At 45.5% G+C, this 15,557-nt stretch carries 12 protein-coding genes and 1 other annotated feature; of the genes, 11 read left to right on the forward strand and 1 reads right to left on the reverse strand.

Features of this window, described 5'->3' with window-relative positions; all coding sequences use genetic code 11:
• Window positions 1–10 precede the first annotated feature (10 nt).
• The 3 genes from sdaAB (at window position 11) to ACEW8F_RS08305 (ending at window position 3,918) form a co-directional block, all read left to right on the forward strand.
• Window positions 11–673, forward strand: a complete 663-nt coding sequence (gene sdaAB / locus ACEW8F_RS08295; RefSeq protein ID WP_373483006.1) for an L-serine ammonia-lyase, iron-sulfur-dependent subunit beta — start codon at window positions 11–13, stop codon at window positions 671–673.
• A gap of 8 nt (window positions 674–681) precedes the next feature.
• A complete protein-coding gene (sdaAA, locus tag ACEW8F_RS08300) occupies window positions 682–1,557 on the forward strand; it encodes an L-serine ammonia-lyase, iron-sulfur-dependent, subunit alpha (RefSeq protein WP_373483007.1) in 876 nt (291 codons plus the stop codon).
• A 321-nt stretch (window positions 1,558–1,878) separates the two neighbouring features.
• Window positions 1,879–2,346, forward strand: a binding site (T-box leader).
• 51 nt (window positions 2,347–2,397) lie between these two features.
• A complete protein-coding gene (locus ACEW8F_RS08305; protein ID WP_373483008.1) occupies window positions 2,398–3,918 on the forward strand; it encodes a 2-isopropylmalate synthase in 1,521 nt (506 codons plus the stop codon).
• Between the two features lie 117 nt (window positions 3,919–4,035).
• Here the strand turns inward: ACEW8F_RS08305 and ACEW8F_RS08310 are convergent, their stop codons facing one another.
• Window positions 4,036–4,476, reverse strand: a complete 441-nt coding sequence (locus ACEW8F_RS08310) for an Lrp/AsnC family transcriptional regulator (protein ID WP_373483057.1) — start codon at window positions 4,474–4,476, stop codon at window positions 4,036–4,038.
• A 266-nt stretch (window positions 4,477–4,742) separates the two neighbouring features.
• On the opposite strand from ACEW8F_RS08310, the gene ACEW8F_RS08315 reads away from it, so the two are divergent.
• The 8 genes from ACEW8F_RS08315 to ACEW8F_RS08350 all read left to right on the forward strand — a co-directional run bounded on the left by ACEW8F_RS08315 (window position 4,743) and on the right by ACEW8F_RS08350 (window position 15,152).
• Window positions 4,743–6,002, forward strand: a complete 1,260-nt coding sequence (locus tag ACEW8F_RS08315; protein ID WP_373483009.1) for a Glu/Leu/Phe/Val dehydrogenase — start codon at window positions 4,743–4,745, stop codon at window positions 6,000–6,002.
• Between the two features lie 285 nt (window positions 6,003–6,287).
• Window positions 6,288–6,749, forward strand: a complete 462-nt coding sequence (locus ACEW8F_RS08320; protein ID WP_373483010.1) for a MarR family winged helix-turn-helix transcriptional regulator — start codon at window positions 6,288–6,290, stop codon at window positions 6,747–6,749.
• The gene (locus ACEW8F_RS08325; protein ID WP_373483011.1) at window positions 6,733–8,196 is read left to right on the forward strand and encodes an MFS transporter; all 1,464 of its coding nucleotides are present in this window, start codon (window positions 6,733–6,735) and stop codon (window positions 8,194–8,196) included. The genes ACEW8F_RS08320 and ACEW8F_RS08325 overlap by 17 nt, the downstream gene beginning before the upstream one ends.
• A 497-nt stretch (window positions 8,197–8,693) precedes the next feature.
• On the forward strand, window positions 8,694–10,058 hold the full coding sequence (locus ACEW8F_RS08330; RefSeq protein ID WP_373483012.1) for a cation:proton antiporter: 1,365 nt from the start codon (window positions 8,694–8,696) through the stop codon (window positions 10,056–10,058).
• 524 nt (window positions 10,059–10,582) lie between these two features.
• The gene (locus ACEW8F_RS08335; protein ID WP_373483013.1) at window positions 10,583–12,241 is read left to right on the forward strand and encodes a substrate-binding domain-containing protein; all 1,659 of its coding nucleotides are present in this window, start codon (window positions 10,583–10,585) and stop codon (window positions 12,239–12,241) included.
• Window positions 12,241–12,864 (forward strand): 5-bromo-4-chloroindolyl phosphate hydrolysis family protein, encoded by a 624-nt coding sequence (locus tag ACEW8F_RS08340; RefSeq protein WP_373483014.1) that lies wholly within the window; start codon window positions 12,241–12,243, stop codon window positions 12,862–12,864. Before ACEW8F_RS08335 ends, ACEW8F_RS08340 begins: the two co-directional genes overlap by 1 nt.
• A 3-nt stretch (window positions 12,865–12,867) precedes the next feature.
• On the forward strand, window positions 12,868–13,938 hold the full coding sequence (locus tag ACEW8F_RS08345) for a hypothetical protein (RefSeq protein WP_373483015.1): 1,071 nt from the start codon (window positions 12,868–12,870) through the stop codon (window positions 13,936–13,938).
• An 89-nt stretch (window positions 13,939–14,027) separates the two neighbouring features.
• Window positions 14,028–15,152: a toxic anion resistance protein gene (locus ACEW8F_RS08350; RefSeq protein ID WP_373483016.1), complete on the forward strand. Its 1,125-nt coding sequence runs from the start codon at window positions 14,028–14,030 to the stop codon at window positions 15,150–15,152.
• The last annotated feature ends 405 nt before the right edge of the window (window positions 15,153–15,557 follow it).

The raw sequence follows: 15,557 nt of genomic DNA on the forward strand, positions 1-15,557 counted from the left end.
TGAGGTTGGCATGAATGTATTTGATATTATCGGACCGATTATGGTTGGCCCGTCCAGTTCCCATACGGCCGGAGCGGTGCGGATCGGAAAAATAGCCAGAACGGTTTCCGGCGGGCAGCCGGCAGCCGTTACCATTGAGCTTTATGGCTCCTTTGCCCAAACCTACAAAGGCCACGGTACTGATAAGGCGATTATTGCCGGGCTGTTGGGGATGGCGCCGGATGATGAGCGGATTAAAGATAGTCTGGAGCTGGCCCGGCAGGCGGGAATGACATTTAAGTTCAGGAAGTCCCATAATAAAGAGGTTCATCCCAATACGGCCCTGATTTCTGCGGTTGATCAAGCCGGTAAAAAAATAATTGTCCAGGGCTCGTCAGTGGGTGGCGGCCGAATCGTGGTCAACCGGATTAACGAGATCAATGTCAAATTCAATGGTGAATATTATACCCTGCTGATCCCCCACACCGATACTCCTGGGGTGATTGCGGCGGTGACCAATCTGCTGGCGGATCAGGGGATTAACATTGCCGAGCTGAATATGTACCGTTCCCATCGTGGCGGGGAGGCGATGATGGTGATTGAGACCGATCAGGCCGTTAAGGACGAGCTGGTCAGTTTAATCGAAGCGGTGAATAAGGTGAAAAAGGCTGTCTTAATTAAGCCAATCTATTAGGAGCGAAGATGATAAGTTATGATTCGATACAAGAACTGGTAGACAAGGCGAAAAAAAAGGGAAAAATGATTTCCGAGCTGGTCCTGGAGGATCAGGCCCTGCAAATGGAACAATCTCAGGATGAACTCTTTGCGCTGATGCGGGCCAGCCTTCAGGTGATGGCGGAAGCGGCTGCTAAAGGCCTTACCGCAGTGAGTAAATCGGCCAGCGGCCTCAGCGGCGGCGATGCCAATAAAATGAGACAGGCGGTTGATGCGGGCCGATCCCTTAGTGGTAAGGTGCTCAGTGAAACCCTGGCCAAGGCGCTGGCGATTGCCGAAGTGAATGCCTGTATGGGCAGAATTGTGGCCGCGCCGACAGCCGGCTCCTGCGGGATTATTCCGGCCGTCTTACTGACCTTGAAAGAAGAAAACAACTTAGCCGAGGAGCGGGTGGTGATGAGTCTTTTTACCGCCGCCGGTCTCGGTATGGTAATTGCCAAAAAGGCCAGCATTTCTGGGGCGGAAGGTGGTTGTCAGGCAGAATGCGGCAGTGCGGCAGCGATGGCGGCAGCTGCGGCAGTTGAATTAATGGGGGGCACCCCACAAATGTGTGCCCATGCTTGCGCCATGGCCCTGAAAAGTGTGCTGGGACTGGTCTGTGATCCGGTCGCCGGACTGGTGGAAGTGCCTTGTGTCAAGCGCAATGCCAGTGGCGCTGCCAATGCCCTGATTGCCGCGGAGATGGCGTTAGCCGGCATTGAGAGCACCATCCCGGTGGATGAGGTGATTGGCGCCATGAAAGCGATTGGGGATGCCATGCCAAAATCATTAAAAGAAACGGCGGAAGGTGGTCTGGCCGACACCCCCACGGCGAAGAAAATCGCCCGGGATATTTTACGCTGACGCAGGACCGGATAATCAGGGGTCGCAAACAAGCGGGTAACCAGATTAAAATTAAAGATTGACATATTTATTCTTATCTTGAAAAAGCTTGGGAATCCCTGGAAATAAATTACACGGATTTTCATCTTTTTTTAACATTTGCTTAAGTAACTGTAAGTTTACAGAGAAAGTTAAGCTTAACAATTTATAATTTGTGAAGTGGAAAAAGTTTCGACATCTTTTTTCACTTCACTATCTTGGCAGCTGTTCATGAAACGGCTGCTTTTTCTGTTTTGTAGGGTTGACAAACGGGTTTGATTCGTTTATGATAAACAGAATATTAAAAAGACGTTGATGAGGAATAGTAGTTATTGGATGATTTTCAGAGATCTGCTGGGTGGTGCGAAGCAGAAATCAGAAGACGATGAACTCACCTCGGAGTTGCTTGCTGAAATATCGCTGATAAAGTCAGCGAAACTAGGTTAAGACGGAAGCCCACCGTTATAGGGGATGGATATCGGTTTTATTAAACCCGTATTGAAGATTTGTATAAAATAGAGTGGTATAGCAGATTTTACGTCTGTCTCGTTTGAGACAGGCGTTTTTTTGCGTGAAGGCAACGAGCCAATCGCAAGCTCGCTTGCAGTTGGCGACTGCCCACGAACCAAAGATGAAGCGGAGCGGAATCGTGGTTGCAAAATTTTCTATACGAAAGAATCTTCAGGGGCAATAAAGGGTATCGATAAAGTGCATACAGGCTTCTGTATGAATAAGAGTGGTACCGCGGAAAGCTCCCTTTTCGTCTCTGATTGAGATGTCAGGGAGCTTTTTTTACCTAAAATTCATAAAAGGAGAAAGAATATGTCACGAAAAATTTATGTTTTTGACACCACCTTAAGAGATGGGGAACAGGTACCAGGAGCGAAATTGAATCTGGCCGAAAAGTTGGAGGTCGCCGAGCAGATTGCCAAAATGAAGGTCGATATGATGGAGGTGGGCTTCCCTTCTTCATCCCGGGGGGATTTTGAGGCGGTTCGGGCGATCAGTCGGAAAATCGGTCAGGACGTCTGGATTGCCGCCCTGGGCCGGGCGGTCCAAGCCGATATTGACTGTATTTATGAGAGCATTCGGGAGGCCGAGAATCCGCTGATTCATATTGTTTTGGGGTCGTCAGATGTTCACGTTGCCAAGAAATTCAGAAAAACACCGGAGCAGGTTATTCAAATGGGGGTCGGCGCAGTTAAATATGCCAGCAGCTTGCTGCCCCAAGTTCAGTATTCCTTGGAAGATGCCAGCCGCTCAGAATTTGAGTATCTCTGGCAAACCATTGAAGCCGTGGTCAAGGCCGGAGCCACCATCATCAACGTGCCGGATACGGTGGGGTTTGCCATTCCTGAAGAATTTGGCAAGCTGATCTACCGCATCAATGATCGGCTGAAAAATCTCGATCCCCAGGTGATGCTCAGTGTTCACTGTCATAATGATACCGGTCTGGCCACCGCCAATACCCTGGCAGCTGTTAAAAACGGGGCGGATAAGGTGGAGTGCACCATCAACGGCATCGGTGAGCGGGCCGGGAATACCGCGCTGGAAGAAGTGATCATGGGGATTTCGCTTCATCAAGCTTATTATGGTGGACATACCACGGTGGATACCCGGAAAATCTATGAAACCTCCCGGATGGTCAGTGCCACCATGGGGCTGGATATTCAAGTGAATAAAGCCATCACGGGAGAAAATGCCTTTGCCCATTCCTCGGGGATCCATCAGGATGGGTTGCTCAAATCCAAAGATGTTTATGAAATTATGGATCCCGAAACTATCGGAGCACCGGCAATGGAGATTGTCCTGACCGCCAGATCCGGCCGGCATGCGTTTATCCACGTCACAAAACATCTGGGTTTTGATATCCCCGACGAATCGGTGGCGGAAATCTATCAGCAGTTTTTGACGATGGCCGATGCCAAAAAAGAAATCTATGATAATGATGTGCTGACCCTGCTGAAAAACAGTGGCGTTCCCAGCCGCGGTAATAGCCCGGAATTATGGCAGCTGGTTGATTATCAGCTGCAGGTGAGCGACGGCTTGCCGGCAGCGACGGTAAGACTGGTCCGAGGTGGGCAAGAAGTGGCAATCAGCCACAGTGGCTCCGGGGTTATCGATGCCCTGTATGGGGCCATTATGGAAGCCGTCGGTGCGCCCATTGAACTCATCGATTACCGGATCAACAGCCTAAGCCGGGGCAAAGGGAGTCTGGGTAAGGTCACCGCCCAGATTCGCTGTGACGACCAATTATTCTCCGGGAAGGCCATCGAACAGGATGTGATGCGGGCCAGTGCCCTGGCGCTGATTAATGCGGTCAATAAGATGCTGCTTAAATAAGTTCGGGAGAATGAATTGAAAAAGTCTTATTATGATCGCTTGCGAATCAGTAGCGCTTAAAGATTCACAAGGGTTATTGGCAGATGATCGAGTGGGATCCAAAGGTTCGCTCAGTTTCTACTCCAGGGAAAACTCAATCCCCCGGTGTTCCACCGAAGTCGAAAAGACAATCAGTGTTTTGGTTCGGCCGAATCGTTGCAGTTCGCCGATGAAGCTGTCCAATTCGCTGGTGCTGGGGAAAAGAACCTCCAGCAGCATCGAATAATCACCGGTGACACAATTGCATTCAATGACGTTATTACAGCCTTGGATATAGGGATAGAACTCTTTTTTGCGGATGGGTTCAACCTCAAGATTGACAAAAGCTTTAATGTGATAGCCCATTTTGATGGGATTTACCACCGCCTGATAGCCGCAAATATAGTTGTTTTTTTCCAGTTGTTCAATCCGGGAAGAAACCGCTGGTGATGAAAGATAGACCAGGGCGGCCAGTTCTTTGATTGAGATCCGGCCGTTTTTCTGGAGCAGATTTAATATCTGCAGATCGATGGCATCCAGTAACTTGTTTTTCATTATCTTAGTCTCCTGAAATCTTTGAAAATAATTGAAAATAGATTGTTGATGTAAAAATCGCATATTCGTTACAATATTGTAACATAATTAAATTAAGTTAAAAAGCGAAATAACTTTTTAAATTAGGTAGGTATGCTTAAAATAATTAGGTATCATCGTTTTACATTGAGTGATTGACAATGTAAATGCTTTAAGTTTATGATTGTTTTCAGTTGATGTGCCGCAACAATTCATAAACAGGAGATATTTGTATGAGAGAATGCTATGATCCATATTTGAACGTGGTAGAGGTAATGACAGAGGCAATGGAAATTGGTGGGATGAATCAATATATGTTTGATATCATTAAGAATCCCCAGCGGGAAACAAAGGTATATTTGCCAGTAGAAATGGATGATGGAACAGTGCAAGTGTTTGAAGGGTATCGGGTGCAGCACTCCAATATTCGGGGGCCGTTTAAAGGCGGGATCCGTTTTCATCAGGATTGTAACCTCAATGAAGTTAAGGCTCTGGCAACCTGGATGTCGTTAAAATGTGCGGTGGTCAATATTCCCTATGGTGGCGCCAAAGGCGGAGTACGGGTGGATCCCGATACCTTGTCACTGCGGGAACTCCGTAAACTGACAAGACGTTATGCCTTTGCCATCGAACCGCTAATCGGTGCCGATACCGACATCCCGGCCCCGGACGTTAACACCAATTCCCAAACGATGGCCTGGATTCTTGATACTTACAGCATGTTAAAAGGCAAACCCTGTCCCGGGGTTGTCACTGGCAAGCCCTTGGAACTGGGTGGCTCCAAAGGACGTAATTCGGCCACCGGTCGAGGGGTGGCCATCAGTACCAAACTGATTCTGGAACGGGATGGCAAGAAGCTTACGGATATTGCCGTGGCAATTTCGGGGATGGGCAATGTCGGTGGCAATGCGGCTCGGATCCTTTTTCATCGGGGCAGTAAAATTGTCGCCTTAAGCGATGTTTCCGGGGGCATCTACTGCGAAAATGGCCTGGATGCCGATGAAATATCGGAGTTTTTGGAGACTAAAGGCAAGCAGTTAAAAGATTATCAGAAAGAAGGCGTCAGCCATATTACCCATGAGGCGGTACTCACCTGCAAATGTGATGTGCTGATTCCGGCGGCGCTGGAGAATCAGATCAATGCTGAAAACGCTGAAAAACTGCAATGTTCCTATATTATTGAAGGTGCCAACGGACCCACCAGCGTGGCCGCCGATGCCTTGCTGGAAGAACGGGGCATCGTCCTGGTGCCGGATATTTTTGCTAACAGCGGCGGGGTCATTGTTTCTTATTTTGAGTGGGTTCAGAATATTCAGATCTTAACCTGGAACCGGGATCAGGTCAATAAAACCCTGGAAAAAATCATGTCAGCCGCTTTTATTGAGATTCTCGAAGAAAGCCAGCAATCCCGGTGTTCATTACGGATGGCCGCTTATATCATTGCCTTAAAACGATTGATCTACGCCGAAGAGATCAAAGGAATTTTCCCCTGATCACTAAGGTTATTTGAGTAAGTATTGGGAGATACTCTATTTTAAACTTAATTTCAAGGTTTTGGATTAAATTATTAAGGTAATAACATCCATCTCACCCAAATAAAAAACAGCGGACTTTGTATCAGTCGGCTGTTTTTTTATTTGGTGATGAATGATTGCTGATGCAGGCGCAAGGGTCACTCCAATTTTCAAGCAGGATGAGTGATCGTGAAAGATAATTGACAACTCAACAAAAATAGCCTACAATAACGTTGACAAGTCAATGATAAAAGGAGCGCTACAGTGGAAATTGAAAACATGCATTTTATTATGCTCAATAATAAAATATTCAGAAACAACCAGATTCAACTGGACAAGGTGATGAAAAAATATGATTTAAGCAGTGGCTTGATGCCCTATCTTTTTATTCTGGAAAAAAGCGAGGGCGTCAGCCTGCATGAACTTAGTCGGAAAATTGGCAATGACAAGGCCATGACGACCCGCACCATCAAACGGCTGATCGAGCTGGAATATGTTGATAAGGTTGGAAAAGATGGGGATTGTCGCGCCTATCAATTATATCTGACCGCAAAAGCCAAAACGATATTGCCGCAGATGCATGGGGAAGTTCAGGAGATTGTCGACTTAATCTCGGTCGATTTATCGCCGGAAGAGAAGGCTGTGACCCTGACAGCGATGAAAAAAATATTGATACGAACCCAGCAGCTCAGAGTCGAGGAGGAAATGTATGGAAAAAAACTATGAAAAAAACAAATGGCCGATTCTGCTGATTGTGGTCATGTCCACTTTTATGGCCACCCTGGACAGCAGTATCGTCAATGTGGCCCTGCCTCAGATGGCCCGGGCGATGAATGTTGACACTTCTCAAATTCAGCTGGTGGTGACCAGCTATCTGATTGTCATTGTGGGGATTATCCTGATTTTTGGAAAACTGGGGGATATGCTGGGTAAGACGAAGATCTATACCGTCGGCATTGCGCTGTTTACTCTTGGGTCGTTGCTCTGTGGCATTACCAGTTCCTTTCCGGTGCTGATCGGGGCCCGGATTGTTCAGGCCGTTGGGGCCGCGGCAACCATGGCCAACAATCAGGGGATCATTACCCAGGTTTTTCCAGCCACGGAGCGGGGTCGGGCCCTGGGTTTTGTTGGCACCGCCGTGGCATTGGGATCACTGGTTGGTCCCGGGTTGGGCGGCATCATTGTGGGAGCTGCCAGTTGGGAATATATCTTTCTGATCAATGTTCCGGTGGGAGTGGTGGTTTTATTTTTGGCCATCAAGCTGTTGCCGCGAAGCAATAAAAAAATCACCGGTAAGCTCGATATGCTGGGAGCCGGGCTGTTTATGCTCAGCATCGTGCCGCTGTTTGTGGCCCTGGGGCAGGCTCAGAGTCTGGGTTTTGCCAATCCGCTGATCCTGACCGGCTTTGGTATATCGATCGGAGCATTTATCGTCTTTATCCGGGTTGAACAAAAACGGGAAAACCCCTTGATTCCCTTGGATATTTTTAAAAACAAATTATTTTCATTGAGTATTTTTTGTGCCTTCATTACCTTTGTGGGGCTTTTCTGTAACAATATTATTCAACCATTCTATCTTCAGAATGTGATGATTTATTCACCGGAGCAGGCGGGTTTGATCATGATGATTTTCCCGTTGATTTTAACCGTGGTATCACCGCTTAGCGGTCATTTATCCGATAAAATCGGATCGGAATTGTTGACCTTCATCGGCTTGTTGCTGATCAGTCTGGGCTTGTTTTTGATGTCGACGCTGACGGAACAGTCTAACCTGGTGACCATGGTGGTCTTTATTGTGGTCTTGTCAGTTGGCATGGGCCTGTTTCAATCGCCGAACAATTCCCTGATCATGTCGACCGTGGGCCGGCATCAGCTGGGAATTGCCGGGAGCATCAATGCCCTGGTCCGCAATATGGGGATGGTTTGTGGGATTGCTCTGGCCACCACCCTGCTTTATGGCAGTATGAGCGCAGAACTGGGCTATCGCGTGACGGATTATGTGGCCGGCCAAAATAGTGCTTTTATTAATGGCATGAGAATCGTCTATATGACGGCAGCAGTGATCTGTCTTTTCGGAGCAGGCTTAACCCTGCTGCGGCTTATCGGAAAAAAGTCTCAGGCCGGGGAACAAGCCATGATGTTGGAAAATGAAATCGGCAGCGAACAGAAATAAGTCGACCAGAAAAACAGTGTCTAATAGTTCTGATAGTTAAAGGTATCCGAGTTCGGGCGATGTGGCTTTGGTGATGCTCATATTTGTCAGCAGCGGAACAGCCTGGCCATTATATTAATAGGAAGAGAACTTTCCGGAACTGGCCATTCTTGATCGACCAGCGCGTTTATATTACTTTTGTGATGTACGAATCGACAGTAAAACCGATAAAATATGATCAGGAAACAGGATTAAGTTTGATAGAAAAATAACAGTTAAATCAGACTTACGTTTACATAAGAAATGCGGATGAAATTGTTGTCAAATGGATTGACATGTCATTACGATAGTGCTATAATTCAGAAAGTTTCAAAAGTATACTAGGTTAACGACAAAGTAGATCATGGTATGCTGTTGTTTAGACTCGGACGTATCGAAGGTGATAACAAGGTGAGCCTATTTTGTTGTCGCCTTTTTTTTGCGCAAATTTTGATGTATGGAATCAGAAGGAGAAAAAAATGTTTAATTTTGATCAGCTGCTTATCCTGTTCAGCGTACTGCTTTTGTTAGTGGTCGTGTTTAGCTTTATTAATGAAAAAACAATAAAGCTGCCGTATGAAATTGGTCTGGTCGTTTTTGGATTTATCTTTGTCGTTATTTATATCATTGGCCGGAACTTAAATCTTATCCACTTACCAATGGAGTTTGTCAATCTCTACCGGGAATTTGATTTCACCGATTTTCTGTTTAAAGGTGTTTTGTGCTTTATGTTGTTTAGTGGGGCATCGCGGATCGAATTTGGTGATTTTAAAGCGGATAAATATCTGATTGGCAGCATGGCCATTATCGGAACCCTGGTGTCAACCGTGGTCTATGGTCTTCTTTTCTTCGGACTGGGGTATCTGATCCATGTAAATATTTCATTTCTGGAAGCCTGCCTGCTGGGATCCATTGTAGCCCCAACCGATCCAATTTCAGCGATGAGTATTCTGGCAAAGGCGGGATTACCGAAAAGAATCGGCTTGATTATCGAAGGGGAGGCCCTGTTCAATGACGGCGTGGCCGTGGCTATTTTTGCCACCCTGCTAACAGCTCTAAAACTCTCTGCCAGCAGCGTCTCAGTGGTGAGTTTTGCATGGGGATTAACCACCGAAATTCTCGGTGCGGTGGCAGTTGGCTTTGTTGTATCATTCCTGTTATTTGAAGTATTCAAACGTTCAAATGATAATTTCATCAAAATATTTACCAGTATTTTGACCGTGATGCTGGCCTATCTGATTTGTGAATACTTAGTTTTCTCGGGACCGATTGCGGCCGTCATCTGCGGACTTTACTATGCGACCGGGATCGCCGGAATGAAGCGAAAAAATCACATTTGTATGTCTGAGGAATTACACAATTTGTTTTATTCCTTCTGGTCTGTGGTGGATAACCTGTTAAATGGCATCTTATTCCTGTTAGTCGGGGTGATATTGCTGAATATCAAAAACATCAACACCCTGTCAGTGGGTATGATTTTTACCATCGCAATCGGGGCGATTGTGTTTAATACCATTGCCAGAATGGCGGGGGTTTATGCATCGATGATCTTTAACAGAAACCCCCCAAAAGGAAAGGGAATGAGAAATTCTAAATTCATTACCTTTATGACCTGGGCCGGGTTAAAAGGCGGTCTTTGTCTGGCTTTGATCATGGGCACCAGCATCTCCCTGGCTACCCCAACCTATAACCTGTTTTTGGTGGCGACCTATGCGATTGTGCTCTTTACAACAGTCGTACAAGGTTTATCAGTGGGCAAGGGTTACATCATCCTCAGCAAAAATAAAGTAATACTAAACCCAAAAAAGAAAAACTCGAAAATAGCCGGCAATCTAACGAAATAAATAAAATTGTCAGGTGGACGGGGACGACTGGTGCCACACCTGAAGCAACTTAGAAATATTTATTGCCTGGTTTTTTTTAAAACGGAATGGATTTTGGGTAGTGTAATGATATTTGAGGTTTCGATTGTGCTGTAAACAACTGTTCTTAAGGCTAAGATTATCTCTTACAAGGGAGATAATCTTAGCCTTTTTTTTACCGAACCAGAAATAGAAACTGAAGCACCTAACTTTGCTCAATTTAAAAATTATCACTTTTGTGAGATTGTTTTCATCAAATTTCATTGTGGTCACTGGACCTATTCGCACTGAGAAGGACTAGCTTATTCTTTCGATTTTTTCACAGATCCAGAAATGTTTTCGTGTCATTGAAATAGTCTGTATACCAACAGGCAGCGATAAATCCTAACAAGAACTTAACATAAATTTAACCTTGACGGAATGCTAAAAAATGTTTTATGGGTTACACTAAGCTGAATCAATCCATCGATTTTTGCGGAACACTTGGATGAAACGTGAGGTGTGAAATGTTTAGCAATAAAAAAAAGAGCGTAATAAAAGTAGTGACAGTGATGCTTGGGATACTGGCCTGTGCATTAATGCTGACTGCCTGCAGTGGCGGTAGTAATGCTGAAAGCAACCTCGAGGGAGATACTGTTTTTGAAGCTTCGGGAGCCAAACAAACTTTGCATATTGTGTCAGGTTCGGAAAATAAGGAACTGGAACCACTGATCGAGAAATTTGCCAACGAGAAAAAAATAAATGTCATCATGGACTATCAGGGTTCATTGGATATCATGCGTTTGCTGGATCAGGAGGTGATTGATTACGATGCGGTCTGGCCGGCCTCCAGCTTATGGGTATCGGTTGGTGATACCAGACATCGGGTGAAAAATCTGGAATCCACATCCACCACTCCGGTGGTTTTCGGCATCAAAAAAAGTCTGGCGGAGTCTCTTGGTTTTATCGGGAAGGATGTGGCAGTTAACGATATTCTTGCGGCGATTAAGGCCGGGAAACTAAAATTCACGATGACCTCGGCCACCCAGTCCAACTCCGGTGCCAGCGCATATATTGGATTTATTTATGCATTGTTGAATAATCCCCAGACATTAACCCTGGAGGCCCTGGATGATCCGACCCTGCAACAGAATCTCCGCGATTTATTAAGCGGGGTTGAACGATCCTCCGGCAGTTCGGACTGGTTGAAGGATTTGTATCTGGCGGGTGATTATGACTCAATGGTAAATTATGAAGCGCTGATTATTTCGGCCAACCAGACCCTGGAAGCCGAGGGGAAGGAACCTTTATATGTCATTTATCCCCGGGATGGTTTGACCATTGCTGACTCGCCGTTGGGTTTCATTTCCGACAATGGTCAAACAGACCGAAATGAAAGCGAGCAAGAAACGGCATTTCTGGCATTTCAGGAATACATTATGTCCGAGTCGGTGCAGAATGAAATTCAGCGAACCGGACGGCGGACCGGTTACAGCGGCGTTAGTACGGCCAATCAGGACATTTTTAGAAGCGACTGGGGAATTGATACCGACCGGGTCATCAGTGCCATGAACATGCCCAAAGCGGAGGTCCTGTTTAAAGCCCTGAATCTTTATCAGACTAACTTGAAAAAGCCGTCGGCAACCATCTACTGCCTTGATTTTTCCGGCAGTATGAGTGGCGATGGGCGGGATCAGCTGGTCCAGGCATTGTCTCAGGTGATGATTGATGAAAATGCGCAGACTAATTTCCTTCAGGCTTCAACCCAGGAATACAATCAATATCTATTATTTGACAGCAAAATTATTAAACAGCTCGAAGTCACTGGAAATGGCATTCCCTTGTCGCAGGCCTATGATCAGATTGCCAGTACTCCGACCGGCGATAGTACCAATCTTTACGGAACGGCAATTGAGGCAGTCAAAGCGATCCAGACAATCGATCAAAATGTCTACTCGCCGGCCATTGTACTAATGACGGATGGCATGAACAATGGTGAATACAACTTTGAGGATTTCAAACAATTTTATGAGTCTCAAAATATCGATGTGCCCGTATTTGCGATCTTATTTGGCAGCGCTGATGAAAAAGAACTGGAAGAAATTGCCGAATTAACCCATGGCCGGGTTTTTGATGGCCGTGAAAATTTAATCAAAGCATTCCAGACGGTCAGAGGATATAACTGATGAATAATACCAGACAAGTGATTTTTTCAACAATTGGTTCAGTGGTGGTTTTTTGTCTCCTGAACTTTTTGCTGCACTGGCCAATTCTGGTCAGTGCAGTGCTTTCGCTGGGAACATTTGCCGGGATTTATCTCATCAGTAAACCCCGAAGGAAAATTGGCGGGCTATTGATTGACGAGCTTGATAACGGCGAAGAACTGAAGGCATTAATGGATGACGCCTATGAGGATATGGTGATTATCGAAAAAGCCAGTCGCCAGATCCACAACACCAGCATTAAAGAGCAGACGGTTCTGCTTCATCAAACCGGGAAGAATATTCTGGAATATCTGACCAAAAACCCGGATCGTATTTCAGCAGCCCGACGATTTTTTGGCTATTATCTGGATACGGCCAGAGAGATTTTAGAGAAATACCTGTCCTTTCAGAAATCGGGTTTAAAGACGGACGATGTGCGGCGGGTTACCCAGGCCACTCAGGATGCTTTGCCGGTACTAAATGAAGCCTTCGAAAAGCAATTCAACAGTTTAATGGAAAATGATATCATCGATATTGAGGCCAATATTAAACTTCTGAAAACAAATCTGGAAATGGACAGCCCCAAAATATTTAAGGGAGAGTAAGGAATGAAACAAATAAAAACCATTTTAATTGGTGTTGGAATATTGCTGGTGGTGGTGCTGGGTGCTGTTGGCTATCAGGTTTTTTCGGATAAAAACGTTCCGGTAAAAACGATCAGCGGTTTTGTCGGTGGTGAGAAAATCAGCTTTCTTGAGAATCCGGAGGTCAAAGCAATTCTGGAAAAAGACTATGGTATTCAAGTTGATGTCAATAAGGCCGGCTCCCTGGATATGATCCGGGCTGATCTGTCAAATAAGGATTTCTTGTTTCCATCAAGTCAGACGGCACTGGAGCTTTATATTAAAACCATTGGCCCGGCCTATAAAGATGAAATCATTCTCAATACGCCGATTGTGCTTTATTCCCATCAGGTGGTGGCCGATGCCCTTGTGAACAACGGTCTGGCCACAAAAGAAAACGGGATCTATCAGGTTGATATGGCCAAGCTGGTTAAGATGATGGAAGAGAATAAAACCTGGGCCGATGTTGGTTTGTCGCAATTGTATGGACCGATTGTGGTGGATACCACCGATCCGGCCAAATCAAACTCCGGCAACATGTTTGCCGGTCTGGTGGCCAGTATGTTAAATGGTGGGCAGGTGGTTACCGACGCGCAACTGCCGCAGATCTTACCCCGACTGACGGGAATATTTGATAAGCTGGGCTATATGGAAACCTCATCGTCGGATTTGTTTAGTCAATTTCTTAAAACCGGTCTGGGAGCCAAGCCCATTGTAGCGGGCTATGAAAATCAGCTATTGGAATTCTCCCATGAACAGACAGAAGCCTGGAGTCAGGTTAAAGATGACATTGTCATGATGTATCCGGTCCCCACCGAATGGACGGCCCATATTTTTATCAGTTTGAATGACGAGGGGGTTGAATTGATGCAGGCTCTTGAGGATGAGCGGCTGCAGCAAATTGCCTGGGAACAGCATGGCTTTAGAACTGGAGTCAACGGCACCATTACCCAGGGAAAGGTCTTTGATGTGCCGGGGGTTCAGGAAAGTGTAACTCAGGTTATTCAGATGCCCGGCAGCAGCGTAATGGATGCGATCATTAAAGCCTTTGAATAAAAAGGATGGCTGCGAAGTGGGGGCCGAATCAATGTTTGTTCGATCGGGATGCGTTTAGCGAAATTATTAGAATAAGAGGAGAGATGAACATGTCAGAAACAATTACATTGGCAGATCTTGCCGCCGGAAAAAATATGCTGGCGACCGCAGAAACAGCGGCAGCAGGAGATGTGATGCAAGTTGCGGCGCAAGCGGAGATTTCACCAGCGGTGCGGGCTCATATTAATGAAATAAAAGATGATATCAACTTGCTGGATTCTCAGGCGCTGGTGACCTATGGGGTTGGCGCCCAACGGGAAGTAACCAACTTCGCCGACAATATTCTACAGAAGGTCCGGGCGAAAGATGCCGGAAATGTCGGTGAGGTGATGACTGATTTAATGATCACGGTTACGGATCTGGATATTGAGAAACTGGACGATGAAAATTTCTTTTCCAAAATTCCGATTTTCAATAATCTGAAGCGCTTTATGGCAAAATATAAAACTGTGGAAATGCAGCTGGATCGCATCGAAGCGGAACTGGATAAGGCCCGGATGATGCTGTTAAAGGATATCGGGATCTACGATACCCTCTATCAAAAGAACGTGGATTATTTTCGGGAGCTGGAGTGTTTAATCCTGGCAGGTGATGAAAAAATAGCGGAAGCACGGCAAGAGGTGTTGCCGCAATTGGTGGCCGAAGCTCAGGCTAAGGGCGACCCCATGTCAGCCCAGCTGGTTGGCGATTTTGAAGACACCATCAACCGTTTTGAAAAGAAGGTCCACGATTTAAAACTGAGTAAAACCATGGCAATTCAGACGGCCCCACAGATTCGGCTGATTCAGAATACCGATAAAATTCTGGTTGATAAGATCCAGACGGCGATTCTTAATACCATTCCGTTGTGGAAGAATCAGATCATCATTGCCCTTGGCTTGCAGAAGCAGGAAAAGGTTCTTAAAATGCAAAGAGAAATCAATCAGACCACCAACGATCTGATCACTAAAAATTCAGAAATGTTAAAACAGAATACCATTGACGCCGCCAAAGAATCCGAGACAGGTATCGTTGAACTTGAAACCCTGAAAAAAGTCAATGCCGACTTGATCGAAACCATCAACGAAACCCTGAAAATTCATCAGGAAGGGCGCAGTGCCCGGCAGGCCGCGGAGGCCGAGCTGCTGAATATTGAAAATCAATTAAAAGGGGCGATGATGAGAGCAGGGCAGTGAAATATAAGCATTATCGAGGAAATAGACTGTTCAATAATAAGTAAAGATAAGCAAGGCATTCTTTAAAATATTTTTTAGAATGTCTTGCTTTTAATTTATTCGACTGCAACCATCCCTAATAATGATTTGAGTTAGTATTGAATCGTATCGAATTGTTATTAATACCGTCGTACGATTTTTGTGTTTGGTATCTTTTAATCAGATATTAATCTTTTTTTAACACCTTCTGTAATAAAGAAAAAAATAGAAAGAGTATACTTAGCTTGCATGGGGATATCAATAATTTTCATTCTTGCGGTTACATTTGTCCTTTTATAAAGAGACACGGGTGGAGCAGGCAGGGAAGAAATTTAGATATATCAGAAACGGAAAAAAACATGTAAACATGTAAAAAAATTGTGAAGG

Source organism: Acetobacterium sp. (genome assembly GCF_041752335.1).
Taxonomy (GTDB): Bacteria; Bacillota; Clostridia; order Eubacteriales; family Eubacteriaceae; genus Acetobacterium.